The sequence below is a fragment of the Pseudomonas sp. LBUM1672 genome (assembly GCF_059695655.1).
In genome coordinates this window covers 5985529-6007986 of the sequence record NZ_CP166781.1, presented here as the reverse complement: position 1 = coordinate 6007986, position 22458 = coordinate 5985529, and the positions used below count along the sequence as shown (strand labels likewise).

The following is a 22458-nucleotide window of genomic DNA, read 5'->3' as shown; positions in this document are numbered from 1 at the left end:
TCAGGCCTTTGATCGGCCGGAAGGTTGTATGGGTTACCTGCGGAAGCTTTGAGTTTGTCAGCTAAACTCTGCGTTTTCGCCGACGATGCCGTTCCAGTCCTTCGTATTAGTCAACCTTTGAGGTGCAGTTTGCACCTCGACAAAATGTTGCGCGTGAACAAGCTGGGTCAATCGCAGTCTGTTCTGCATCGAATATTTATTTGCCGGGGCGCCCTTAGGCGCGTCGCTACCGTGAGATAGCCGTCCTCCATGTTTGGTTCCAACGACGACAAGAAGACCCCAGCTGCGGCTGGCGAGAAGAAAAGCCTGTTCGGATGGCTGCGCAAAAAGCCGCAGGAACCCGTCGTCGAACAGCCACAACCACTGCCTGAGCCCACACCAGCGCCGGTAATAGAAGAAGAGCCGGCGCCGGTTGTCCTGCCGATTGCCGAGCCAGTGCTGCAACCGCTGGCTGAGATTGAACCCGAAGTGATTGCCGAGCAGCCGCTGGCACCCGCTCCAGAGCCGTGGTTGACGTTGCCGGTGGCGGAAGAGCCGGTGGCCTTGGTCGAAGATGCACTGGCGCCGCATGTGACGCCGCCGATTCCTGCCCCGACGGCCTTTGCGCCAGAGCCTGTTCAGGCGCCGGTTATCGAGCCTGTCGTTGCGCCAGTTGTCGTGGCCGAACCTGAGCCGGTAGCTCCAGAACCGGTGATTCCTGCGTTCGTCGCTCCTGTGGTTGAAGCGCCTGCGCCTGCCCCCGTGATTGCCCCGGTAGTCGCCGCGCCCGCCGTTCCCGTCGAAGTCCCGGCCGAGCCGCCGCGCACCGAAGAAACCAAAGCCGGTTTCTTCGCTCGCCTCAAGCAAGGCCTGTCCAAGACCAGCGCCAGCATCGGCGAAGGCATGGCCAGCCTGTTCCTCGGCAAGAAAATCATCGATGACGAGTTGCTCGAAGACATCGAAACCCGTCTGCTGACCGCCGACGTTGGCGTCGAGGCGACCTCGGTGATCATTCAGCGCCTGACCCAGAAGGTCGCGCGCAAAGAGCTGGCCGACGCCGACGCGCTGTACAAATCCCTGCAGGCTGAACTCGCCGCAATGCTCAAGCCTGTCGAGCAGCCGCTGAAAATCATCTCCCAGAACAAGCCTTTCGTGATTCTGGTGGTCGGCGTCAACGGTGCCGGCAAGACCACCACCATCGGCAAACTGGCGAAGAAACTGCAACTCGAAGGCAAGAAAGTCATGCTCGCGGCCGGTGACACCTTCCGCGCCGCCGCTGTCGAGCAATTGCAGGTGTGGGGCGAGCGCAACAAGATCCCGGTCATCGCCCAGCACACCGGCGCCGACTCGGCTTCGGTTATCTTCGATGCCGTGCAAGCCGCCAAGGCCCGTGGCATTGACGTGCTGATCGCCGACACCGCCGGTCGCCTGCACACCAAAGACAACCTGATGGAAGAGTTGAAGAAGGTTCGCCGTGTCATCAGCAAACTCGACGCCGACGCGCCGCACGAGGTGCTGCTGGTGCTCGACGCCGGTACTGGCCAAAACGCCATCAGCCAGGCCAAGCAATTCAACCAGACCGTCGAACTGACCGGTCTGGCGTTGACCAAGCTCGACGGCACCGCCAAGGGCGGGGTGATTTTCGCCCTGGCCAAGCAGTTTGGTTTGCCGATTCGCTACATCGGCGTCGGTGAAGGCATCGACGACTTGCGTACTTTTGAAGCAGAACCCTTTGTCCAGGCACTGTTTGCCGAGCGGGAGCGTTCATGATTCGTTTCGAACAGGTCGGTAAACGCTACCCGAACGGTCACGTCGGCTTGCATGAGCTGAGTTTTCGAGTCCGTCGGGGGGAGTTTTTGTTTGTGACCGGCCATTCCGGCGCCGGTAAAAGCACCTTGTTGCGGCTACTGCTGGCGATGGAGCGTCCGACCACCGGCAAATTGCTGCTGGCCGGCCAGGACCTCGCCACCATCAGCAACGCGCAGATTCCTTACTTGCGCCGGCAGATCGGGGTGGTGTTCCAGAATCACCAGTTGCTGTTCGATCGCACGGTGTTCAACAACGTTGCGCTGCCCCTACAGATCCTCGGTCTGTCGAAGGCCGAGATCGTCAAGCGCGTCGATTCGGCACTTGAGCGCGTGGCGCTGTCGGATAAAACCGATCTGTACCCCGGCGACCTGTCCACCGGTCAGCAACAGCGCGTCGGCATCGCTCGCGCCATCGTCCATCGTCCGGCCTTGCTGCTGGCGGACGAACCGACCGGTAACCTCGACCCGCGCCTGGCGGCCGAGATCATGGGCGTGTTCGAAGACATCAACCGTCTGGGCACCAGCGTGCTGATCGCCAGTCACGACCTCGCGCTGATTGCCCGCATGCGTCATCGCATGCTGACCCTGCAACGCGGCCGATTGATCGGCGACGGGGAGGCGGGCGTATGAGTGCGACACGCAGCCCCAAGGTTTCCGAGCGTGTGGCGCCGAAAGCCGCCGATCCGCAACCGCAGAAGAAAAAACGCGACGATGACGACGGCCCGGATTTCGCCACGCTGTTCCGCGCCTGGGTTGAAAGTCATCGCGCAAGTTTGCTGGACAGCCTGCGTCGATTGGGCAAGCAGCCGATCGGCAGCTTTTTCACCTGCATGGTGATGGCGGTTGCCCTGAGTTTGCCAATGGGCTTGTCACTTTTGCTAAGTAACGTCGAGCGTCTGGGCGGCTCCTGGCAGCGAGCGGCGCAGATTTCCCTGTACCTGCAACTCGAGGCCAGCCCTGCTGAAGGCGAATCGTTGCGTGAGCAGATCAAAGGCATGCCTGGTGTGGCAGATGCGGAATATGTCGGTCGTGATCAGGCGCTGGAAGAGTTCCAGCAACAGTCCGGCCTGGGCGAGGCGCTCAAGGAATTGCCGGAAAACCCGCTGCCTGGCGTGGTTCTGGTAACGCCGAACGAGGTCGACAAGCCCACGCTTGAAGCATTACGACAAAAACTTTCCGAGTTGCCGAAGGTACAACAGGCGCAACTTGATCTAGTCTGGGTCGAGCGTCTGGCAGCGATCCTCAAGCTGGGTGACCGTTTTGTCTTCGGTCTGACCGTGCTTCTGGTTTCTGCATTACTTTTGGTGATAGGCAATACCATTCGTCTTCATATTGAAAACCGCCGCACAGAGATAGAAGTGATTAAACTCGTCGGCGGCACGGACAGCTATGTGCGCAGGCCCTTTCTTTATATGGGTGCGCTTTATGGCTTCGGTGCGGGGATTCTTTCATGGGGCGTATTGGCGTTTGGCCTTGATTGGCTGAACGACGCGGTCGTCGGGCTGGCCGGTTTGTACGGCAGTGATTTCGCATTGGCCGGAGTGCCAGTGGCCGATGGTCTGTCTCTCTTGCTTGGCGCGGTGCTGTTGGGGTATATCGGTGCATGGATTGCAGTCGCACGCCACCTGAGGGAGCTTGCGCCTAAGTAGTATCATTTTGCTCGTATTGACCTTTCAGCGTTTATGGGAACTTGTCTTTCGGTTTCCGGTCAATTTTCGCAGTGCTGAACTGCACGAGTTATGTAAGTCGGAGGTTTTTTCGTATGACCAATTCTTTGCAACCTGCATATGCTCTGGTCCCGGGTGCGAACCTGGAGGCCTATGTGCACACCGTGAACAGCATTCCATTGCTGACGCCGGAGCAGGAGCGTGAACTGGCCGAGAGTCTCTATTATGAGCAGGATTTGGGGGCGGCTCGGCAGATGGTGCTCGCCCACCTGCGTTTTGTCGTACATATCGCCCGTAGCTATTCCGGCTACGGCCTGGCTCAGGCTGACCTGATCCAGGAAGGCAACGTCGGCCTGATGAAGGCCGTTAAGCGCTTCAACCCGGAAATGGGTGTGCGTCTGGTTTCGTTCGCGGTGCACTGGATCAAGGCGGAAATTCACGAGTTCATCCTGCGCAACTGGCGCATTGTGAAAGTCGCGACCACCAAGGCCCAGCGCAAGCTGTTCTTCAACCTGCGCAGCCAGAAGAAACGCCTGGCGTGGCTGAACAACGAGGAAGTCCACCGTGTGGCGGAAAGCCTCGGCGTAGAGCCGCGGGAAGTGCGCGAGATGGAAAGTCGCCTGACCGGCCATGACATGGCCTTCGACCCGGCCGCGGAAGCGGACGACGACAGTGCTTTCCAGTCGCCGGCCAACTATCTGGAAGACCACCGGTACGACCCGGCCCGTCAACTGGAAGATGCCGATTGGAGCGACAACTCCAACCACAACCTGCACGAAGCGCTGGAAGTGCTGGACGACCGCAGTCGTGACATCCTCTACCAGCGCTGGCTGGCAGAAGAAAAAGCGACGCTGCACGACCTGGCGCAGAAGTACAACGTGTCGGCCGAGCGTATTCGTCAGCTCGAGAAGAGCGCGATGAACAAGCTCAAGTTGTCGATCGCCGCTTAACGCAGCGAACAGGCAATAAAAAACGCCCCGATCATTGATCGGGGCGTTTTTTTTGTGCCCATTTATCCGGCTGGCGCCGGCCCCTGTGGGAGCGAGCCTGCTCGCGATGGCGTCAGGTCAGTCGGTACAGATGTTGAATAATCTACCGCTATCGCGAGCAGGCTCGCTCCCACAGGGGATTTGCAGTGTTATTGGGACCAAGGCGCCCGGCGCGAATCATTGATGCCAACCAGATAGCTATCGCCCCCCAACTGACTCATCTGCTGACGAATCCACCCAGCCCTGCGCGCAACATAGTTGGTTGGATGACTTGCACTCCAAACCCGCGGGTTAGGCAGTACTGCCGCCAGCAAGCTCGCCTGCTGCCGGGAAAGAGACTTGGCACCAACGCCAAAGTGATGCCGGGCCGCCGCTTCCGCGCCAAACACCCCGTCATCCCACTCGACGCTGTTCAGGTACACCTCAAGTATCCGCTGCTTGGGCCAGAGCACTTCGATCAGCCCGGTGAACCACGCCTCCAGGCCTTTACGCAGCCAGCTGCGGCCGGACCACAAAAACAGATTCTTCGAGACCTGCTGGCTCAGGGTGCTGGCACCGCGAATCGAACCGCCGAGCTCGTTATGGGCCAAGGCTTTCTGGATCGCCCCAAAGTCAAAACCCCAATGCTCCGGGAATTTCTGATCCTCGCCCGCGATCACTGCGACTTTCAGGTCGTCAGAGATTTCATCCCAGGGTTTCCAGGTGCGTTGCAGGTCGATGGGCTCGCCGTCGAACCAGGATTCGACCTTGCGCTCGACCATCAACGCCGTTCCCGGAGGTGGGACTACCCGAAAAATCAGCACCAGCAATACGCTGCCGCCCGCGAACCAGAGCAGGGCCTTAGTGAATCGTCGCAAAAATATACGCAGCATAGAGATGGCTTGGCCGAACCCGTTGAGCGGGCCATTATACAGACCCTGTTGATCGAGTCTGACTGGAGTTCTTCATGCTGCGTGGCTTTATGATGCTGGCCGCTTTCTTCGGCTTCACTGGCGTTGCCCTTGGCGCGTTCGCCGCCCACGGCCTGAAAAACCGTCTGACGCCTGAATACCTGGCAATTTTCCACACCGGCGTCACCTACCAATTGGTGCACACCCTGGCCCTGCTGGGCGTGGCATTTCTGGCCACGCAGATTCCTGGGCGCTTGATGACGTGGGCTGGCGTCTCGTTTGCCATCGGCATCCTGTTGTTCTCCGGCAGTCTGTACCTGCTGACACTGACCGGCATCAGCAAGCTCGGGATCGTCACACCCTTCGGCGGCCTGGCATTCCTGGTTGGCTGGTTCTGCCTGGGGCTTGCCGCCTGGCGGTTGAGCTGACCGGGCGGTCCATTTCATGACGAATGGCTTGGGTCGCCAAGACTGATCGGGCTAGAATGCCAGCCCCTAAAAATGATGGCGGCTTCCGGCATGCGCATTCAGTTGAACGGCGAATCCCTTGAACTGCCCGACGGTGAAACCGTTGCGGCCCTGCTGACCCGTCTGGAACTGACCGGACGCCGGGTGGCGGTCGAGCTCAATCTGGATATCGTCCCGCGCAGCCAGCATGCGGAAACCACGCTGAACGACGGCGACAGCGTCGAAGTCGTCCACGCCATCGGCGGTGGCTAGTCGCCCGGCCCGCAAGAGCACAGAATTCTGCAAGAACCTCACCCCTACAGAGGATTTCCCATGAGCATCGTTCGTAGCGACAAGCCCTTCGTCCTGGCCGGTCGTACTTACCAGTCGCGTTTGCTGGTAGGCACCGGCAAGTACCGCGACATGGAAGAAACCCGCCTGGCCATCGAAGCCTCGGGTGCCGAGATCGTGACCTTCGCCGTTCGCCGCACCAACCTCGGCCAGAACCCGGGCGAACCGAACCTGCTCGAAGTCCTGTCGCCGGATCGCTACACCTTCCTGCCGAACACCGCCGGTTGCTTCGACGCGACCGAGGCTGTGCGCACCTGCCGCCTGGCCCGTGAGCTGCTCGGTGGCCACAACCTGGTGAAGCTGGAAGTGCTGGCGGACCAGAAAACCCTGTTCCCCAACGTGATCGAAACCCTCAAGGCCGCCGAAGTGCTGGTCAAGGAAGGCTTCGACGTGATGGTCTACACCAGCGATGACCCGATCATTGCCCGTCAACTGGCGGAAATTGGTGTTATTGCAGTGATGCCGCTGGCCGGTCTGATCGGCACGGGCCTGGGGATCTGCAACCCGTACAACCTGCAGATCATCCTCGAAGAAGCCAAGATTCCCGTATTGGTGGATGCCGGTGTCGGTACGGCTTCCGACGCCACCATCGCCATGGAGCTGGGTTGCGAAGCGGTGCTGATGAACTCGGCCATCGCCCACGCCCAGCAGCCGATCATGATGGCTGAAGCCATGAAACACGCGATCGTCGCGGGCCGCCTGGCCTACCTCGCCGGCCGCATGCCGAAAAAACTCTATGCCAGCGCCTCCTCGCCGCTGGATGGTCTGATCAAGTAAGAGCCATTGATGACTGAATCAAACGACACGCCAATCCAGACGGAAGAAGGCGACGAGCGCCAACATCGCCGCATCAAGAGTTTTGTGATGCGCGCCGGGCGCATGACCGAAGGCCAGCAACGTGGTCTGGACCAGGGCACGCCGCTGTTCGTGCTGCCATTGGCCGACGCGCCGGTGGACTTCGACCAGGTATTCGGTCGCTCGGCACCGCGTTCGCTGGAAATCGGTTTCGGCATGGGCCATTCGCTGCTGGAAATGGCCGCAGCCTCGCCGGAACAGGATTTCATTGGCGTGGAAGTGCACCGTCCGGGTGTGGGCGCGCTGCTCAATGGCGTGCTGACTCAGGGCCTGACCAACCTGCGGGTCTACGATTGCGACGCGATCGAAGTGCTCAACCGTTGCATCGCCGACAACAGCCTCGATCGCCTGATGCTGTTTTTCCCGGACCCATGGCACAAGAGCCGTCACCACAAGCGCCGTATCGTTCAGGCGTCCTTCGCTGAACTGGTGCGCAGCAAGTTGAAGGTCGGCGGCATCCTGCACATGGCCACCGACTGGGAGCCGTATGCCGAGTACATGCTGGAAGTGATGAACGTCGCGCCGGGTTATCGCAACCTGGCCGAAGACGGCAAATGCGTCCCGCGCCCGACCGAACGCCCGATCACCAAGTTCGAACGCCGCGGCGAACGTCTTGGGCATGGCGTGTGGGACCTGAAGTTCGAAAAACAGTCCTAAACGGTAATACAAAAACCTGTGGGAGCGGGCTTGCCCGCGATAACGGTCTGACAGTCAATATAGATGTTGAATGTTATGGCCTCATCGCGGGCAAGCCCGCTCCCACAGTTTTTGTGGTGTGTTCGAAAGTCAGCGGCGGTCGGCGACTACGCCGATCAGCACCAGCACCACCAACAACACCGGCGCCAGGCTGTAGTTGTTAAACTGGCTCAGGCCTTTGATGATCCATGGCGTGGCGTAGATCAGCGCCACGCCGCTCCCGATCATGCACACCAGAGCGAGCAACGGCACGCGCAACGCGCCGGCGATGCTGCCCAGGCGTTGGTCGACCCAGCCTTTGATATCGGCGCCAAACAGCACTAGCAGGCAGCCCACCAATGCCAGAGAAATCTCTGACAGGTTGCTGCGGCTCCAGCGAGAGACGGTGGCGAGCAGGTCGAGTATCAAATCCATTCGTTTTCCCCTAAGGCTGAAATCAGCTCAGAAATGTTTGCAGCAAGTCATTGAGAAACAGCTGTCCGCGATCGGTCGCCGCCAGACGTGACGGTTCGACCTGCAACAGGCCGCTTTGTTCGGCTTCCCGGCGGCCTTCGGCGAGGCTTTCCAGGCTCAGCCCGGTGCGTTCCGGGTACAGCCGCGACTCGACGCCCTCAGTCAGGCGCAACGCATTCATCAAAAACTCGAACGGCAGCTCTTCGTTGGTCAGCGCTTTCTCGCCAGCCTTGAAGCTTTTCGCCGGGTTCAGGTAATCCTTCGGCAGGCGCGTCTTCCAGGTGCGCAGGATGCGCCCGTCCGGATGGCTGAGCTTGCCGTGGGCGCCGGCGCCGATGCCGATGAAGTCGCCGAAGCTCCAGTAATTAAGGTTATGCCGCGCCGGGCGACCGGGTTGCGCATAGGCCGAGACCTCGTATTGCGCGTAACCGTGTTCGGCGAGCAGCGCCTGGCCGGCTTCCTGAATGTCCCACAACGTGTCGTCTTCCGGCAGCGTCGGTGGCTGGTTCCAGAACACCGTGTTCGGCTCCAGCGTCAGCTGATACCAGGAAAGATGGGTCGGTTTCAGGGCGATGGCCTGGCGCAGGTCGCTCAACGCATCGTCCAGCGACTGATCCGGCAAGCCGTGCATCAAGTCCAGGTTGAAATTATCGAACCCGGCCTGACGCGCCATGCCGGCGGCTCGAACCGCTTCGTCGCCGTTGTGAATTCGCCCCAACGCCTTGAGTTTCTCTTCCTGGAAACTCTGAATGCCGATCGACAGGCGATTGATGCCCAGCGCGCGGTAGGCGACGAATTTCTCTTGCTCGAAGGTGCCCGGATTGGCTTCCAGGGTGATTTCGATGTCGCTGGCAAACGGGATGCGCTGCTCGACGCCTTTGAGCAAACGGCCCAAGGCTTCGGCGCTGAACAGGCTCGGCGTGCCGCCGCCGAAGAAGATCGAGCTCAGTTCACGGCCGTAAACCGCATGCAGGTCCTGATCGAGGTCGGCCAGCAACGCGTCGACGTACTCCTGCTCCGGCAGCACCGGGCTGGCGGTGTGGGAGTTGAAGTCGCAATAAGGGCATTTGCGCACACACCACGGGATGTGGATGTACAGCGCCAAGGGCGGCAGCACGGGGAGCGCGGTCCGAGGCGATGAGGCGGCACCGCCGAAGATCAGCGGTGATGCGGATGATTCAAGGGTCATAACAGGCCTAGACGCTGGCGCAGCAGATCCATTGCACGGGCGCGGTGGCTGATGAGGTTTTTCTCGCTCGGGCTCAGCTCGGCGCTGGAGCAATCGCGCGACGGCACCCAGAACAGCGGGTCGTAGCCAAACCCGTGTTCACCGCTGGCGGCGTGCAGGATGCGTCCGTGCCACAGGCCTTCGCAGAGGATCGGCAACGGATCGTCGGCGTGACGCACCAGCGCCAGCACGCAGACGAACTGCGCGCCGCGCTCGGCTTCCGGCACGTCTTTCATGGCGTCGAGCAGTTTGGCGTTGTTCGCCGCATCGCCTTGGCCATCGGCGTAACGGGCCGAGTAGATGCCCGGCGCACCGCCAAGGAAATCCACTGCCAGCCCGGAATCGTCGGCCAGCGCCGGCAGACCGGAGATGCGCGCGGCATTGCGGGCCTTGAGGATGGCGTTTTCGACGAACGACAGGCCGGTTTCTTCAGGCTCGACGCTGCTGAACTCGCCGATCGAGCGCAGTTGCACCGACGCACCGAGCATGGCCTGGAGTTCCTTGAGTTTGCCGGCGTTGTGGCTGGCCAGTACGAGTTGCGTGAAGTTGATCATTCGCCGGGGAAAAGCTCTTGGTTGAAATTGATGGTGTTGGTTTTGTCGCCGCTCTGCACCTTGATCTCAAAGGTGCGGACTTCCTGCTGATCGACCGGGAACTGAGCGATGTAGTAGATCGCGCCTTGTTCGGTGATCTGTTTGAATTTCAGCGGCACGCTTTGGCTGGTCAGGTCTTTGACCGTACCACTGACTTGAGCTATCAGCGGCTTGCCGTCCTTGATCACCGAAACGTTGATCACGCCTTGATTCTTGCTGCGGGTGAGCTCAGCGGCTTTAGCGATATCGGGTGTCAGGAAGGTGGAGTTGAAGGTGTTGTAATGCACCGTCACATCGCCAAACTTTTCCTGACGATCACCTTTGATGACGTCGGCGGCCATCGCGGTGACGCTCAGGCAGGCAGTAAGTACAAACAGCGCTAGACGACCCATGATCGTTCTCCTTGGAATGTCGTGGTCAGACCGCAATCTTGTGATCCTGCAGCCCTGGGCTGCTGACGCGGTAAATACCGATTTCACCTAATAGATTAGGCCATAGCTTACTGGCCCACCCGTGGCGGTGCTGTTGATCCACGGCAAGCCGATCAATGACCTTCGCTTCACGTTCGCGACAAAGTGCTTCAAAGTCTTCGAAGGTGCAGAAGTGGATGTTCGGCGTGTTGTACCAGGTGTACGGCAGGAACTCGGACACCGGCATCCGGCCCTTGCTCGCCAGATACCAGCGGCAACGCCAGTGACCGAAATTCGGAAAGGTGATGATGCACTGGCGGCCGACCCGCAGCATTTCGTCGAGGATTCTGTCCGGGTAGTGCACGGCTTGCAGCGCCTGGGTCATGACCACGACGTCGAAGCTGTTACTGGCAAAGTTACCCAGGCCCTTGTCCAGGTCCTGCTCGATGACGTTGATGCCCTTGGCCACGCACTCAGCGATGTTGTCCGGGTCGTTTTCCAGGCCATAGCCGGTGACTTGCTTGTTATCGCGCAGCCAGGTCAGCAATTCGCCATCGCCGCAACCGAGGTCGAGCACGCGGCTGCCGGCGGGGATCCATTCCTGGATGATTTCCAGATCAGCTCTCATGGCTTTCTCACAACGTAATGCGGTTCATGTAATTGCTGAAGGCCTGCAAGTAGCGCGGGATCGGAATCAGGAAGGCGTCGTGGCCTTGCGGAGCATCGATCTCGAGGTAACAGACGTCTTTCTTCGCCGCCATCAGCGCGTCCACCAGTTCCCGCGAGCGGGCAGGGGAGAAGCGCCAGTCGGTGGTGAACGACATCACGCAGAACTTGGCCTGGGCATGGGCGAAGGTCTTCGCCAGGTCATCGTCGAAGTTAGCTGCCGGGTCGAAGTAGTCCAGCGCCTTGGTCATCAGCAGGTACGTGTTGGCATCGAAACGCCCGGAGAACTCTTCGCCCTGATAACGCAGGTAGCTTTCAACCTGGAACTCGACACTGTGGAAGTCGTAGTTGAGCTTTTCGCTCTTCAGGCCACGGCCGAATTTCTCACCCATGGAGTCATCCGACAGGTACGTGATGTGCCCGACCATCCGCGCCAGCATCAAGCCGCGCTTGGGAATCACGCCCGCCTCCTGGAACGAACCGCCGTGGAATTCGGGGTCGGTGAGGATCGCCTGGCGCGCCACTTCGTTGAAGGCGATGTTCTGCGCCGACAGCTTGGGGGCCGAGGCGATGGCCAGGCAATGACGAATGCGATCAGGGTAAGTGATGCTCCACTGCATCGCCTGCATGCCGCCGAGACTGCCGCCAATCACGGCGGCCCATTGGCGGATGCCGAGCAGGTCGGCCAGGCGCGCCTGGCTGTGCACCCAGTCTTCCACGGTCAGCACCGGGAAGTCGGCGCCGAACGGCTTGCCGGTCTCCGGGTTGACGCTGCTCGGGCCAGTGGAGCCGTTGCAGCCGCCGAGGTTGTTCAGGCTGACCACGAAGAACTTGTTGGTGTCGATCGGCTTGCCGGGGCCGATGCAGCTGTCCCACCAACCGGGTTTGCGATCGTCAGGGCTGTGGAAGCCGGCAGCGTGGTGGTGACCGGAAAGGGCGTGGCAGATCAGCACGGCGTTGCTCGCCGTGGCGTTCAGCGTGCCGTAGGTTTCGTAAATGAGGTCATAAGCTGGAAGCGAACGGCCGCAGGCCAAGGCCAGGGGTTCACTGAAGTGCGCCACTTGCGGCGTCACCAGACCAACAGAATCGGCGGGAAAGGCAGTTGGCATCGACCCTGCTCTCGTTGAAATGAGGCGTAAGTCTAAAGACCGCTGGGGTTAGCGGCAAGCAAAGGGCGGGCCTGATTTCATTCGGTTAGACCGAGGTGCGGCATTCGCGAGCAAGCCCGCTCCCACAGGGGAACGCGTTCCAATGTGGGAGCGGGCTTGCTCGCGAAGAACGATGACGCGGTTAACCTGCCGGACGCAGCAGATCGGGCAAATCCGGCAGCTTCTTCGGCGAACAGATCCGCACCCGTTTCTGCCGGTTCAACTCCCCGCTGATCAAACTGACCTGACTCTTGGACACGCCAAACGCCTTGGCCAGGAACGCCATGAGATACGCATTGGCCTTGCCTTCAACCGGTGGTGCCGTCAGGCGGATCTTCAGCCGATCGCCGTGCAGCCCGCAGAAATCATCGCTGCGGGCTGCCGGTTGCAGGTGACACTCCAGAATCAGGTCGTCACCGTCCCAGCGAAAGTAGCTCATCAGATCAGGCCGAGCAGCCCCATCGGCATGAGAGCGAAGTTCGCAAGGCGCGGGATCAGCCAGCTTTGCAGCAACTGGATCACGATGAACGCGAAGATCGGCGAGATATCGAGGCCGCCCAGGTTCGGAATGATCCGACGGAACGGGGCGAGTACCGGTTCAGTAATCTGCGCGACCAGCTCTGCACCCGGATTGTGGCTGCCCGGGGCGACCCAGGACAGAATCACACTGATGATCATCGCCCAGAAAATAATATTCAAAAACAGCGAGAAGAGCGCGATCAGCGCCCACGGCACCAGGAACAGCCAGTCGACCATGAAGCCTTTGAGCAGCAGGATCACCGCAATCAGCAGCATCTGAATGATCAGCGCCAATACCAATGACGACATGTCCAGCCCGAACATGCTCGGGATGACCCGGCGCAGCGGCTTGAGCAGCGGTTGAGTGGCTTTCACGATGAACTGGCAGAGCGGGTTGTAGAAATTCGCCCGAACCAGTTGCAGGATGAAGCGCATCAGTACGATCAGCAGGTACAGGCTGCCCAGGGTTTTGATGATGAAAATGGCAGCGTCATTGAGTCCAAGCATCATTGATTCCTTTGTAAGAGCTGATTAACGGCCAAGTTGCTCAGCCATCTCGGCCGAGCGGTGCGCAGCGGCGCCGAGTGCTTTTTCGACCAGCGCTTCGAAGCCGCCGGCCTGGAACGATTTGATTGCTGCTTCCGTGGTGCCCGCAGGCGAGGTCACGCGACGACGCAATTCAGCCGCGTCGACATCGCTGGCAACCGCCATGTGTGCGGCGCCCAATGCGGTTTGCACCGTCAGTTGGGCGGCGATGTCCGCTGGCAGGCCGAGCTTCACGCCGGCAGCGGTCATGGCTTCGATCAGCAGGAAGAAGTACGCCGGGCCCGAGCCGGAGACGGCGGTGACCGCGTCCAGTTGCTGCTCTTCGTTCAGCCACAGGGCAATGCCGACGGCCGACAACAGTTCTTCAGCTTGCTGGCGTTGTTCAGCATTCACTTCGGCCGTGGCAAACAAACCGCTTACGCCCTGACGCAACAGCGCCGGGGTGTTGGGCATGCAGCGCACGATCGGCTGGGCTCCAAGCCAGTTGTTCATGCTGGCGCAGGTGATGCCGGCCGCAATCGAAACCACCAGTTGATTCGGTTTCAGGCTTGGGCGAATCGCTTCGCACACGGCTTTCATCGCCTGGGGTTTGACCGCCAGCACGACCACGCCCGCGTCTTGAATGGCATCGGTGTTGTCGGCGAAAACTTCAACGCCGTGTTCGGCCTGCACCTTGGCGCGGGTTTCAGCGCCCGGATCGCTGGCGCGGATCTGTGCGGCGTCCAGGCCTTTGGCGCGCAGGCCGCCGATCAGGCTGGCAGCCATGTTTCCGGCACCGATAAAGGCAATACGGGTCTTGCTCATGTCAGGTCCTTATAAAGAGAGGCGTCATCCATTGTTCATGGTTGACCGTAGTCGCGAGCGCCAAACAGGGCCGTTCCGATGCGGACCCAAGTGGCGCCCTGGGCGATGGCCGACTCGAGGTCGTGGCTCATGCCCATGGAAAGTGTGTCGAGCGGCAGGTTCAGGCTGGCTTGCAGGCTTTGCACGGCAGCAAAAGCGGCATCCTGGGCGGCGCGATCTTCAGTCGGCTCAGGGATCGCCATCAACCCGCGCAACGTGATGCGCGGCAATTCGCTGATGGCCTTGGCCAGGGCCGGCAGGTCGGCCGGGGTGCAGCCGGATTTGCTGGCTTCACCGCTGACGTTGACCTGGATGCAAATGTTCAAGGGAGGCAGATCGGCCGGACGTTGCTCGGACAGACGTTGTGCGATTTTCAAGCGATCCACGGAATGCACCCAGGCGAAGTGCTCGGCGATAGCGCGAGTCTTGTTCGATTGAATGGGGCCGATGAAGTGCCAGATCAAGGGCAGGTCGGCCAATTCGAGCTGTTTGCCCAGGGCTTCCTGCAAGTAATTTTCGCCAAAATCGCTCACGCCTGCGGCATACGCTTCGCGCACGGCCTCGGCAGGCTTGGTCTTGCTCACTGCCAGCAGTTGAACACTGTACTCGTCGCGGTGGGCGGCAAGGGCGGCGGCGCGGATGCGCGAACTAACCTGAAGAATGTTGTCTGCTATCGTGGACATCAAGAGGCGCCGGCGGTTTGAAGGTTGGCGGCATTCTACTGGAATTGAGGAGCGCTATGGATATCACTGAGCTGCTGGCCTTCAGCGCTAAACAGGGCGCATCCGACCTGCACCTGTCTGCCGGACTGCCACCGATGATTCGCGTTGACGGCGATGTGCGGCGCATCAACCTGCCGGCCCTGGACCACAAACAGGTGCACGAGCTGATCTACGACATCATGAACGACACCCAGCGGGTGGACTTCGAGAAACACCTGGAAACTGATTTTTCCTTTGAAGTGCCCGGTGTGGCGCGTTTCCGGGTCAATGCCTTCAACCAGAACCGGGGGGCGGGCGCGGTGTTCCGGACCATCCCGTCGAAGGTCCTGAGCATGGACGACCTCGGCATGGGCGACGTGTTTCGCAAAATCACCGAGGCCCCGCGCGGCCTGGTGCTGGTGACCGGCCCCACCGGTTCCGGCAAGTCCACCACCCTGGCGGCGATGATCGATTACCTGAACAACCATCGCCATCACCACATCCTCACCATCGAAGACCCGATCGAGTTCGTCCACGAATCGCGCAAATGCCTGATCAATCAGCGCGAAGTCCATCGCGACACCCGCAGCTTCGCCACGGCCCTGCGCTCGGCGCTGCGGGAAGACCCGGACGTGATTCTGGTGGGGGAGATGCGTGATCTGGAGACCATTCGCCTGGCGCTGACCGCCGCCGAGACTGGCCATTTGGTATTCGGCACGCTGCACACCACGTCGGCGGCCAAGACCATCGACCGGGTGGTGGACGTGTTTCCGGGGGACGAGAAGTCGATGGTGCGTTCGATGCTGTCCGAGTCGTTACTGGCGGTGGTGTCGCAGACCTTGATCAAGAAGATCGGTGGCGGGCGGATTGCGGCGCACGAAATCATGCTCGGCACGTCGGCAATCCGTAACCTGATCCGCGAAGACAAGGTGGCGCAGATGTACTCGTCGATTCAGACCGGGGGCAATCTGGGGATGCAGACGCTGGATATGTGCTTGAAGGACTTGGTGACCAAGGGCTTGATCAGCCGGGAGCATGCGCGGGAGAAGGCGCGGTCGCCAGATAATTTCTGAGGGTTGAAAACGCGGACCTGTGGCGAGGGAGCTTGCTCCCGCTGGGCTGCGAAGCAGACCTAAAAACGGGGAGCGCTGCGCACTCCAGCGGGAGCAAGCTCCCTCGCCACAAAAGCCGTGAAGGTGTCAGCAGATTAGCGCTGAACTACCTGAAGGGTGTTCTTCTCTTTCGGCAGAACCCGCTTGGCAACCACGTAGTGGCTTTCCCAGTACGGTTTCTTCAGGGTGTCGATGGTCACCGACTTGCCACGACGCGGTGCGTGGATGAAGCGGTCGTTGCCCAGGTAGATGGCAACGTGATTGACCCGACGGCTCTTGATGTTGAAGAAAATCAGGTCGCCCGGCTTCAGATCCTTGCGATCGACTTTCTCGCCATGACCGCTGGCCATGGCATTCGATGTGCGCGGCAGGTCGAACGTGGCGTCGTTGAACGCGTATTTCACCAGGCCGCTGCAATCGAACCCTTTACTTGGGCTGCTGCCGCCCCAACGGTAAGGTGTACCGAGGACGTTGACGGCGCGACTCAGCACGTTGCTGCTTTCCTTGGTCGCCATCGGCGGAACAAGGCTGCTTTTGCTGACCAGCTGTGGAGCACGTTTTTCGGATTTCTTGTTTTTGCTCGAAGGAGCAGAAACATGGGATTTTTGGGTGTAACCATTAACGTTTGGAAGACGTTGCTCACGATTGGTGGCGTGGGCGGCCAGTGGCATCAAAAGGCAAATGGTTAGCCATGTCTTGAAAAATGGACGCATTAGGCAAGGCTCATATAAGTTAGCGCGCAACTTTATAACAGAGTTTTTTGCCCTTCCGAGGCCGTTGGTCGATTCAAGTTGTGGTCAACGGAACCAAATAAGCGGCAAATGGACGCAATTGTCGGACAGAACTCAGGTGGTATAAGGCTTTGACGGAACCCACGTTAACATTTGCCATACGTCGGCAACCTGTAAAAAAGTCACAAAGAATTCAAGAATATTTATCTATCGTGTGAATCGAGGTCCTTCATGAACACCTATCAACAGGCCGGCCCGCAGCACGACACGCACAGCAAAGTGATCGGTTACCTGCTGTGGATTTTTGGTTTTACCGGGGCTCACCGCTTCTATTACGGCAAGCCGGTGACCGGGACGATCTGGTTTTTCACTTTGGGTTTGCTGGGCATTGGCTGGCTGATCGACGTCTTCCTGATCCCGGCGATGGACCGTGAAGCGGACCTGCGTTTTACCCCCGGGCCTATCGAGTACAACGTGGCGTGGATTCTGCTGACGTTTCTCGGGGTATTCGGCGTACACCGGATGTATCAGGGGAAGTGGATCAGCGGATTGCTGTACCTAGTGACGGGCGGGTTGTTCTTTCTGGGGGTTTTGTATGACTTCTGGACGCTGAATGACCAGGTTTCCGTGCGCAACGCTCAGAATCGCGGCACTTTCCAGTAAGCCATCGCTAGCAGGCTAGCTCCCACAGGGGATTTGTGTTGTTCACAGATCCTGTGTGGGAGCTAGCCCTGCTAGCGATTGGGACAACTCAGTGTTAAGCCTGGTGACTAATGCGCCCATCCACCAGGGTGTAGCGCACGACGCCCGGAAGGGTATGCCCAATAAACGGGCAGTTCTCGCCCTTGGACAACCAGGTCTCACCGGCCACGGTCGAAGCCGCCGGATCAAACAGCACGATATCGGCCGGTCCGCCCACGGCTAACTTACCCGCCGGCAGGCGCAACGCCTCGGCAGGCCCGGTGCTCAAGCGCGCCAACAACGTCGGCAGATCCAGCAACCCATCCTCCACCAGCGTCATCGCCAGCGGCAGCAGCAGTTCAACACTGCTGATACCCGGCTCGGTCGCGCCAAACGGTGCCAGTTTGGCGTCGCGTTCGTGCGGCTGGTGATGGCTGGAGATGGCCGAAACCACGCCTGACTTCACTGCGGCACGCAAGCCATCGCGGTCGGCGCGGGTGCGCAGCGGCGGCTGGACGTGGTAGAGGCTGCTGAAGTCGATCAGCGCTTCGTCGGTCAGGATCAGCTGATACAGCGCCACATCGGCGGTCACCGGCAAGCCACGAGCCTGAGCCTGAGCGATCAGGGCCACGCCGCGCGCGCTGGTGAGCTGGCTGAAGTGTGCACGCACGCCGCTTTGCTCAACCAGCAGCAGATCCCGGGCCAACGCCACGGTTTCAGCGGTTTCCGGAATGCCCGGCAAGCCGAGGAAACTGGCAGTCGGGCCTTCGTGGGCCAAACCACCTTCAGCCAGGTCATGGTCCTGCGAATTGAAAATTACCGTCAGGTCGAAGGTCGCCGCGTATTCCAGCGCCCGGCACAGCGTGCGGGTATTGCGGAAGCTCTCCAGGCCGTTGCCGAACGCCACGCAACCGGCATCGCGCAAGGCGACCAGTTCCGCCAGCTGTTCGCCGTCCAGGCCTTTGCTCAGGGCGCCGATCGGGAAAACCTTGGTGTTGCCGGCCTCGCGGGCGCGGTCGAGGATCAGTTCGGCCACGGCCGAGGTGTCCAGCACCGGCTTGGTTTTCGGCGGGCAGCACAGGCTGGTGACGCCGCCGGCAGCCGCTGCGCGGGTTTCGCTGACGATCGAGCCTTTGCGGCTGTAACCCGGCTCGCGCAGGGCGACGTTCAGGTCAACCAGGCCAGGGGCGGCCACCAGGCCTTTGGCGTCGAGGGTGTCGACGGGCACAAAACCGGCTGGCGCGGTGCCCAAAGCGACGATCTTGCAGGCTTCAATATGAATGTCGGTCACTTTATCCAGGCCAGTGGCTGGATCGATGACGCGGGCGCCGAGAATGCTGAGCTTCACTGGGCGTTCTCCTGCTCGAATTGGCGCTGGGCAGTCTGCCCGCTCATGGCCATGGACAACACGGCCATACGAATCGCGATGCCGTAGGTCACCTGGTTGAGGATCACCGAGTGCGGACCGTCGGCCACCGCCGACTCAATCTCCACCCCACGGTTGATCGGCCCCGGGTGCATGACGATGCAATCCGGCTTGGCCCCGGCCAGGCGCGCGGTGGTCAGGCCGAACAGGCGGTAGAACTCACCTTCGCTCGGTAGCAGGCCGCCAGTCATGCGTTCACGTTGCAGGCGCAGCATGATCACCACGTCGACATCTTTCAGGCCTTCGGTCATGTCGGTGTAGACCTTCACGCCGTATTGCTCGATGCCGATCGGTAGCAGGGTTTTGGGTGCGATGACGCGGATGTCCGGGCAGCCGAGGGTTTTCAGCGCGAGCATGTTCGAGCGCGCGACCCGCGAGTGCAGGATGTCGCCGACGATGGCCACCGAGAGGTTTTCGAAACCGCCCTTGTGCCGACGGATCGTCAGCATGTCGAGCATGCCTTGGGTCGGGTGCGCGTGACGGCCGTCGCCACCGTTGATGATCGCCACTTGCGGGCAGACATGTTCGGCGATGAAGTGTGCCGCGCCGGAATCACCGTGGCGCACGACGAACATGTCGGCGGCCATGGCCTCCAGGTTGCGCAGGGTGTCGAGCAGGGTTTCGCCCTTGCTCGCCGACGATGTCGACACGTTCAACGTGATCACGTCGGCCGACAGACGCTGGGCCGCCAGTTCGAAGGTGGTGCGGGTGCGGGTGGAGTTCTCGAAGAACACGTTGCACACGGTCTTGCCGCGCAGCAACGGGACTTTCTTCACCGCCCGGGCGCCGACTTCGAGGAACGAGTCGGCGGTGTCGAGGATTTCCGTCAGCAACTCGCGGCGCAAACCGTCGAGCGAGAGGAAGTGTCGCAGCTGGCCCTGATCATTGAGCTGCAGCGGGCGCTTGGTTTCTAGAGGCGTCATCGCGAGGGGGACTCTCAATAGGGCGAATTAAAGGGCGAGGTCTTGCAGTTCGAGCTTGAGCTCCGGGCCGGACAGCTTCACGCGCTCGTGAGCGGCCAGTTCCAGCGTCGCGCCGACCACGTTCGGGCGGATCGGCAGCTCACCGGCATCCAGATCCAGCAGGCACACCAGTGTCACGCTGGCCGGGCGGCCGTAGTCGAACAGCTCGTTCATGGCGGCGCGGATGGTCCGACCGCTCATCAGCACGTCGTCGATCAGCACCAGATGCTGGCCTTCGATTTCGAACGGCAGGGCGGACGGGCGCACTTGCGGGTGCAGGCCGTTCTGGCTGAAATCGTCGCGGTAGAAGGACACGTCCAGGGTGCCGAGGGGCGAATCGCTGCCCAGTTCTTCGAGCAACGCCTGGGCGACCCAGACGCCGCCGGTACGAATACCGATGTAGCGCGGTTCGCTGATGCCACGGTGTTCCAGGTGTGCCTTGAGACGGATCGCCATCTGGCTGATCAGTTCGGCGGGATTGGGCAGGCTCATGGTTGCTCCTTCTTGGGCCCGAGCCCTGCCTTTGAGTAAGGCTGCGGGGTTTGGCTCGGGTTGTAGCTAAGAGAGACGCTGTGACGGCTCTTCAGGATTCGAACAGTGCGGTGTTTTCGTCGAGCCAGCCTTGCAGCAGCAGGGCGGCGGCGATGGCGTCGACCGGGTTGTCGCGATAGCTGCCCTTTTGTCCGCCACGATCACGCCGTTCACCCTTGGCTTCGAAGGTGGTCAGGCGTTCGTCGTGGGTATAGAAGGGCAGGTTGTAGCGGCCATTGAGGCGACGGGCGAATTTCTCTGCGCGCAGGCACATGTCGCTTGGCGTGCCGTCCATGTTCAGCGGCAGGCCGACGACTACAGCGTCGGGTTTCCACTCTTTAATGAGGGCTTCGACCTGATTCCAGTCGGGAATACCGTTTTGTGCCTTCAAGGTACACAGCTCGCGGGCCTGGCCGGTAATTACCTGGCCGACCGCAACGCCGATCTGTTTGGTGCCGTAGTCAAAACCCAGAATCAGTCGCAGGGCCATCAGGCGTGGCCCGCCTGGCTGGTCAGCAGGCTGAGATTGACCCCGAGGTGCTTGGCCGCCGCTTCCAGGCGCAGTTCGCTGCTGGTGTTGAACAGGATATCGGCGTCGAACGGGCAGGTGAGCCAGGCGTTCTGCGCCAGTTCGGCTTCGAGCTGCCCGGCTTCCCAGCCGGCATAACCGAGGGCGATCACACTTTTGGCCGGGCCGACGCCGTCAGCGATGGCGAACAGCACATCCTGGGAGGTGGACAAGGAAAGCTCGCCTTCCAGATCAACGGTTGCCTGGAAGGTTTTGCCCGAGGGGTGCAGGACAAAGCCGCGATCGGTTTGCACCGGGCCGCCGATAAAGATCGGCACATGCTGGCAGAGCACGGGCGGTTCGATGTCGGGGCGCAATTGCTCGAGGATATCGGCCAGATTCAGGTCTTGCGGGCGGTTGACCACCAGCCCCATGGCACCATTGGCCGTGTGCTCGACGATGTAGGTCAAGGTGTGCGCAAAGTTCGGGTCGGCCATGTGAGGCATGGCGATCAGGAAGTGATGCTTGAGGTAGCTGGGGCTGACGTTCTTCATGAGCGCTAGTGTGGCGTTGGAGGGGCGAACTGACAAGCTGGGGATGCACAGGAATTGCCTGGGCGGGTGTTCTTTTGATCCGGGTTTTGCTTGAGGGCCTCTTCGCGGGCAAGCCTCGCTCCTACAGGTCATGTGCCATTGTCGCGAAACATACAAAACCTGTAGGAGCGAGGCTTGCCCGCGAAGGCGTCGGCTCAATCACCACAAATCAATCGATCAATTACTGGAGAGTCTGTCGCCGCGGGCGAATTTCCAGGTGCGGATGATTTCCAGCCGGTCAATGTCCGACAAATCCCCGGTAAACGGTGAAAACGGTGCCGCCAGTCGCACAATGCGCTGCGCCGCCTGGTCCAGCAGCGGTTGCCCGGAGGATTCCAGCACCAATACTTCATACAGCGAGCCATCGCGGTTGATCGAGACCATCAGGCGCAAATTGCCGTAGATCTGCTTGCGTCGCGCTTCGTCGGGGTAATTCAGGTTGCCGATGCGCTCGACCTTCTTGCGCCACTCGTCCTTATACCAGGCGCCTTTGTCGCGCATGGTGGAAGCAGCGCTCAGGCGGTGGATGCGCGGGCGCTTGGCGTACAGCTGTTGTTCGTTGGCCAGTTCCGCTTCCAGGCTGGCGATGTCGCTGGACAGCTGTTCAGTGTCGAACGTCGGTGCCGCCACGGCAGGTTTGGTGAGTGGCTTGACCTCTTCGTTCTTGGCCGGGGCTTTTTTCGGCTTCGGCGCAACGGTGGTCACGGCAGCCTTGGGCGCGGCTTCCGGCACTGGCGGCTTGGCGGCCGGCGGTGGCGTGACTTTCTGCACCTTGTTGTCCTGGAAGGGCGCGACCTCGGTGGTCTTGGGAATCGCCTTTTTATCCAGGGTGCCGCTGCCTTCCTGATTTTCCTGGGCGAGAAAGTCAGCCTTCGTCGGCTTCTTTTCGCTCTTGAAGGTGGCGAGGGTGATTTCCAGGGTTTTGCTGATTTGCTTGGGTTCGACCATCGTGAACCCGACGCCCAACAGCAAGGCCAGGTGAATCAACGCCGCGAGAAACAGGGTAAATCCGAGGCGATCGGCCGGGCGCACGCCACGATGGGCGAGTTCAGCGGGTAGATCGGACGGGAGCGTCATGACAAAAAAACCAACATCGCGTTTTTCACAGGCCGCGGATGATAACGCA

General features: G+C 60.6%; 28 protein-coding genes. 10 read left to right on the top strand and 18 right to left on the bottom strand.

The window, feature by feature from the left end; all coding sequences use genetic code 11:
- Window positions 1-249: 249 nt before the first annotated feature.
- From ftsY to rpoH, 4 genes are all read left to right on the top strand, one after another.
- A complete protein-coding gene (gene ftsY, locus ACA053_RS27535; protein ID WP_497394114.1) occupies window positions 250-1749 on the top strand; it encodes a signal recognition particle-docking protein FtsY in 1500 nt (499 codons plus the stop codon).
- Window positions 1746-2417 carry a cell division ATP-binding protein FtsE gene (gene ftsE / locus ACA053_RS27530; protein WP_010466809.1) on the top strand — a complete coding sequence of 224 codons (672 nt, stop codon included), beginning with the start codon at window positions 1746-1748 and terminating at the stop codon, window positions 2415-2417. Before ftsY ends, ftsE begins: the two co-directional genes overlap by 4 nt.
- On the top strand, window positions 2414-3436 hold the full coding sequence (gene ftsX, locus ACA053_RS27525; protein ID WP_497394113.1) for a permease-like cell division protein FtsX: 1023 nt from the start codon (window positions 2414-2416) through the stop codon (window positions 3434-3436). Before ftsE ends, ftsX begins: the two co-directional genes overlap by 4 nt.
- Window positions 3437-3549: 113 nt before the next feature.
- Window positions 3550-4404 (top strand): RNA polymerase sigma factor RpoH, encoded by an 855-nt coding sequence (gene rpoH, locus ACA053_RS27520; protein WP_007897890.1) that lies wholly within the window; start codon window positions 3550-3552, stop codon window positions 4402-4404.
- Between the two features lie 188 nt (window positions 4405-4592).
- Here the strand turns inward: rpoH and mtgA are convergent, their stop codons facing one another.
- Entirely contained in the window at window positions 4593-5315 is a 723-nt protein-coding gene (mtgA, locus tag ACA053_RS27515) for a monofunctional biosynthetic peptidoglycan transglycosylase (protein ID WP_497314286.1), read from the bottom strand.
- A 74-nt stretch (window positions 5316-5389) separates the two neighbouring features.
- On the opposite strand from mtgA, the gene ACA053_RS27510 reads away from it, so the two are divergent.
- The 4 genes from ACA053_RS27510 to trmB all read left to right on the top strand — a co-directional run bounded on the left by ACA053_RS27510 (window position 5390) and on the right by trmB (window position 7642).
- Window positions 5390-5761, top strand: coding sequence for a DUF423 domain-containing protein (locus ACA053_RS27510; protein WP_497394112.1), 372 nt, complete (start codon window positions 5390-5392; stop codon window positions 5759-5761).
- 90 nt (window positions 5762-5851) lie between these two features.
- A complete protein-coding gene (gene thiS / locus ACA053_RS27505; protein WP_007897898.1) occupies window positions 5852-6052 on the top strand; it encodes a sulfur carrier protein ThiS in 201 nt (66 codons plus the stop codon).
- Between the two features lie 60 nt (window positions 6053-6112).
- Window positions 6113-6907, top strand: a complete 795-nt coding sequence (locus tag ACA053_RS27500; protein WP_008068101.1) for a thiazole synthase — start codon at window positions 6113-6115, stop codon at window positions 6905-6907.
- A gap of 9 nt (window positions 6908-6916) precedes the next feature.
- Window positions 6917-7642, top strand: coding sequence for a tRNA (guanosine(46)-N7)-methyltransferase TrmB (trmB, locus tag ACA053_RS27495; RefSeq protein WP_497314282.1), 726 nt, complete (start codon window positions 6917-6919; stop codon window positions 7640-7642).
- A gap of 129 nt (window positions 7643-7771) precedes the next feature.
- Here the strand turns inward: trmB and ACA053_RS27490 are convergent, their stop codons facing one another.
- From ACA053_RS27490 to ACA053_RS27445, 10 genes are all read right to left on the bottom strand, one after another.
- Window positions 7772-8095 carry a DUF3392 domain-containing protein gene (locus ACA053_RS27490; RefSeq protein WP_131061120.1) on the bottom strand — a complete coding sequence of 108 codons (324 nt, stop codon included), beginning with the start codon at window positions 8093-8095 and terminating at the stop codon, window positions 7772-7774.
- A 22-nt stretch (window positions 8096-8117) separates the two neighbouring features.
- Window positions 8118-9323, bottom strand: a complete 1206-nt coding sequence (gene hemW / locus ACA053_RS27485) for a radical SAM family heme chaperone HemW (protein WP_497394111.1) — start codon at window positions 9321-9323, stop codon at window positions 8118-8120.
- Window positions 9320-9916: an RdgB/HAM1 family non-canonical purine NTP pyrophosphatase gene (rdgB, locus tag ACA053_RS27480; protein WP_109635601.1), complete on the bottom strand. Its 597-nt coding sequence runs from the start codon at window positions 9914-9916 to the stop codon at window positions 9320-9322. The genes hemW and rdgB overlap by 4 nt, the downstream gene beginning before the upstream one ends.
- Window positions 9913-10347 (bottom strand): DUF4426 domain-containing protein, encoded by a 435-nt coding sequence (locus tag ACA053_RS27475; protein WP_109635600.1) that lies wholly within the window; start codon window positions 10345-10347, stop codon window positions 9913-9915. Before ACA053_RS27475 ends, rdgB begins: the two co-directional genes overlap by 4 nt.
- Window positions 10348-10372: 25 nt before the next feature.
- Window positions 10373-10993, bottom strand: a complete 621-nt coding sequence (gene metW, locus ACA053_RS27470) for a methionine biosynthesis protein MetW (protein WP_010466828.1) — start codon at window positions 10991-10993, stop codon at window positions 10373-10375.
- 7 nt (window positions 10994-11000) lie between these two features.
- Entirely contained in the window at window positions 11001-12140 is a 1140-nt protein-coding gene (gene metX, locus ACA053_RS27465; protein WP_109635598.1) for a homoserine O-succinyltransferase MetX, read from the bottom strand.
- A 181-nt stretch (window positions 12141-12321) separates the two neighbouring features.
- Window positions 12322-12618, bottom strand: a complete 297-nt coding sequence (locus tag ACA053_RS27460) for a DUF167 domain-containing protein (RefSeq protein ID WP_008007416.1) — start codon at window positions 12616-12618, stop codon at window positions 12322-12324.
- Entirely contained in the window at window positions 12618-13205 is a 588-nt protein-coding gene (locus ACA053_RS27455; RefSeq protein ID WP_010466835.1) for a YggT family protein, read from the bottom strand. The genes ACA053_RS27460 and ACA053_RS27455 overlap by 1 nt, the downstream gene beginning before the upstream one ends.
- A 24-nt stretch (window positions 13206-13229) precedes the next feature.
- A complete protein-coding gene (proC, locus tag ACA053_RS27450; RefSeq protein ID WP_497394110.1) occupies window positions 13230-14048 on the bottom strand; it encodes a pyrroline-5-carboxylate reductase in 819 nt (272 codons plus the stop codon).
- 35 nt (window positions 14049-14083) lie between these two features.
- Window positions 14084-14770, bottom strand: a complete 687-nt coding sequence (locus ACA053_RS27445; protein WP_497394109.1) for a YggS family pyridoxal phosphate-dependent enzyme — start codon at window positions 14768-14770, stop codon at window positions 14084-14086.
- Between the two features lie 56 nt (window positions 14771-14826).
- Here ACA053_RS27445 and ACA053_RS27440 point away from each other — a divergent pair, with 56 nt between their 5' ends.
- On the top strand, window positions 14827-15861 hold the full coding sequence (locus ACA053_RS27440; protein WP_131061131.1) for a type IV pilus twitching motility protein PilT: 1035 nt from the start codon (window positions 14827-14829) through the stop codon (window positions 15859-15861).
- A gap of 134 nt (window positions 15862-15995) precedes the next feature.
- Here ACA053_RS27440 and ACA053_RS27435 read toward each other — a convergent pair whose 3' ends face one another.
- Window positions 15996-16613 (bottom strand): C40 family peptidase, encoded by a 618-nt coding sequence (locus ACA053_RS27435; protein ID WP_461956131.1) that lies wholly within the window; start codon window positions 16611-16613, stop codon window positions 15996-15998.
- 249 nt (window positions 16614-16862) lie between these two features.
- Between ACA053_RS27435 and ACA053_RS27430 the strand changes: the two genes are divergently transcribed.
- Window positions 16863-17294 (top strand): NINE protein, encoded by a 432-nt coding sequence (locus ACA053_RS27430; protein WP_497314272.1) that lies wholly within the window; start codon window positions 16863-16865, stop codon window positions 17292-17294.
- Between the two features lie 94 nt (window positions 17295-17388).
- Here ACA053_RS27430 and ACA053_RS27425 read toward each other — a convergent pair whose 3' ends face one another.
- The 6 genes from ACA053_RS27425 to ACA053_RS27400 all read right to left on the bottom strand — a co-directional run bounded on the left by ACA053_RS27425 (window position 17389) and on the right by ACA053_RS27400 (window position 22409).
- Entirely contained in the window at window positions 17389-18660 is a 1272-nt protein-coding gene (locus tag ACA053_RS27425) for a dihydroorotase (protein ID WP_497394108.1), read from the bottom strand.
- The gene (locus ACA053_RS27420) at window positions 18657-19661 is read right to left on the bottom strand and encodes an aspartate carbamoyltransferase catalytic subunit (protein ID WP_007897943.1); all 1005 of its coding nucleotides are present in this window, start codon (window positions 19659-19661) and stop codon (window positions 18657-18659) included. Before ACA053_RS27420 ends, ACA053_RS27425 begins: the two co-directional genes overlap by 4 nt.
- A 27-nt stretch (window positions 19662-19688) precedes the next feature.
- On the bottom strand, window positions 19689-20192 hold the full coding sequence (pyrR, locus tag ACA053_RS27415) for a bifunctional pyr operon transcriptional regulator/uracil phosphoribosyltransferase PyrR (protein WP_462029647.1): 504 nt from the start codon (window positions 20190-20192) through the stop codon (window positions 19689-19691).
- Window positions 20193-20283: 91 nt separating this feature from the next.
- Window positions 20284-20721: a Holliday junction resolvase RuvX gene (gene ruvX / locus ACA053_RS27410; protein WP_005792259.1), complete on the bottom strand. Its 438-nt coding sequence runs from the start codon at window positions 20719-20721 to the stop codon at window positions 20284-20286.
- The gene (locus tag ACA053_RS27405) at window positions 20721-21293 is read right to left on the bottom strand and encodes a YqgE/AlgH family protein (RefSeq protein ID WP_109635583.1); all 573 of its coding nucleotides are present in this window, start codon (window positions 21291-21293) and stop codon (window positions 20721-20723) included. Before ACA053_RS27405 ends, ruvX begins: the two co-directional genes overlap by 1 nt.
- A gap of 216 nt (window positions 21294-21509) precedes the next feature.
- Window positions 21510-22409 carry an energy transducer TonB gene (locus tag ACA053_RS27400; RefSeq protein WP_109635582.1) on the bottom strand — a complete coding sequence of 300 codons (900 nt, stop codon included), beginning with the start codon at window positions 22407-22409 and terminating at the stop codon, window positions 21510-21512.
- Window positions 22410-22458 lie beyond the last annotated feature (49 nt).

Bases quoted from the DNA above. Each gene is read 5' to 3' on its own strand.
- proC (WP_497394110.1), bottom strand. From the start codon at position 14,048: ATGAGCAAGACCCGTATTGCCTTTATCGGTGCCGGAAACATGGCTGCC.
- pyrR (WP_462029647.1), bottom strand. From the start codon at position 20,192: ATGAGCCTGCCCAATCCCGCCGAACTGATCAGCCAGATGGCGATCCGT.
- ACA053_RS27405 (WP_109635583.1), bottom strand. From the start codon at position 21,293: ATGAAGAACGTCAGCCCCAGCTACCTCAAGCATCACTTCCTGATCGCC.
- ftsX (WP_497394113.1), top strand. From the start codon at position 2,414: ATGAGTGCGACACGCAGCCCCAAGGTTTCCGAGCGTGTGGCGCCGAAA.
- ACA053_RS27420 (WP_007897943.1), bottom strand. From the start codon at position 19,661: ATGACGCCTCTAGAAACCAAGCGCCCGCTGCAGCTCAATGATCAGGGC.
- ACA053_RS27430 (WP_497314272.1), top strand. From the start codon at position 16,863: ATGAACACCTATCAACAGGCCGGCCCGCAGCACGACACGCACAGCAAA.
- ACA053_RS27400 (WP_109635582.1), bottom strand. From the start codon at position 22,409: ATGACGCTCCCGTCCGATCTACCCGCTGAACTCGCCCATCGTGGCGTG.
- ACA053_RS27510 (WP_497394112.1), top strand. From the start codon at position 5,390: ATGCTGCGTGGCTTTATGATGCTGGCCGCTTTCTTCGGCTTCACTGGC.
- ruvX (WP_005792259.1), bottom strand. From the start codon at position 20,721: ATGGCCCTGCGACTGATTCTGGGTTTTGACTACGGCACCAAACAGATC.
- ftsY (WP_497394114.1), top strand. From the start codon at position 250: ATGTTTGGTTCCAACGACGACAAGAAGACCCCAGCTGCGGCTGGCGAG.
- rpoH (WP_007897890.1), top strand. From the start codon at position 3,550: ATGACCAATTCTTTGCAACCTGCATATGCTCTGGTCCCGGGTGCGAAC.
- mtgA (WP_497314286.1), bottom strand. From the start codon at position 5,315: ATGCTGCGTATATTTTTGCGACGATTCACTAAGGCCCTGCTCTGGTTC.
- trmB (WP_497314282.1), top strand. From the start codon at position 6,917: ATGACTGAATCAAACGACACGCCAATCCAGACGGAAGAAGGCGACGAG.
- ACA053_RS27500 (WP_008068101.1), top strand. From the start codon at position 6,113: ATGAGCATCGTTCGTAGCGACAAGCCCTTCGTCCTGGCCGGTCGTACT.
- ACA053_RS27460 (WP_008007416.1), bottom strand. From the start codon at position 12,618: ATGAGCTACTTTCGCTGGGACGGTGACGACCTGATTCTGGAGTGTCAC.
- metW (WP_010466828.1), bottom strand. From the start codon at position 10,993: ATGAGAGCTGATCTGGAAATCATCCAGGAATGGATCCCCGCCGGCAGC.
- ACA053_RS27435 (WP_461956131.1), bottom strand. From the start codon at position 16,613: ATGCGTCCATTTTTCAAGACATGGCTAACCATTTGCCTTTTGATGCCA.
- ftsE (WP_010466809.1), top strand. From the start codon at position 1,746: ATGATTCGTTTCGAACAGGTCGGTAAACGCTACCCGAACGGTCACGTC.
- hemW (WP_497394111.1), bottom strand. From the start codon at position 9,323: ATGACCCTTGAATCATCCGCATCACCGCTGATCTTCGGCGGTGCCGCC.
- ACA053_RS27445 (WP_497394109.1), bottom strand. From the start codon at position 14,770: ATGTCCACGATAGCAGACAACATTCTTCAGGTTAGTTCGCGCATCCGC.
- thiS (WP_007897898.1), top strand. From the start codon at position 5,852: ATGCGCATTCAGTTGAACGGCGAATCCCTTGAACTGCCCGACGGTGAA.
- ACA053_RS27455 (WP_010466835.1), bottom strand. From the start codon at position 13,205: ATGCTTGGACTCAATGACGCTGCCATTTTCATCATCAAAACCCTGGGC.
- ACA053_RS27475 (WP_109635600.1), bottom strand. From the start codon at position 10,347: ATGGGTCGTCTAGCGCTGTTTGTACTTACTGCCTGCCTGAGCGTCACC.
- ACA053_RS27440 (WP_131061131.1), top strand. From the start codon at position 14,827: ATGGATATCACTGAGCTGCTGGCCTTCAGCGCTAAACAGGGCGCATCC.
- ACA053_RS27490 (WP_131061120.1), bottom strand. From the start codon at position 8,095: ATGGATTTGATACTCGACCTGCTCGCCACCGTCTCTCGCTGGAGCCGC.
- rdgB (WP_109635601.1), bottom strand. From the start codon at position 9,916: ATGATCAACTTCACGCAACTCGTACTGGCCAGCCACAACGCCGGCAAA.
- metX (WP_109635598.1), bottom strand. From the start codon at position 12,140: ATGCCAACTGCCTTTCCCGCCGATTCTGTTGGTCTGGTGACGCCGCAA.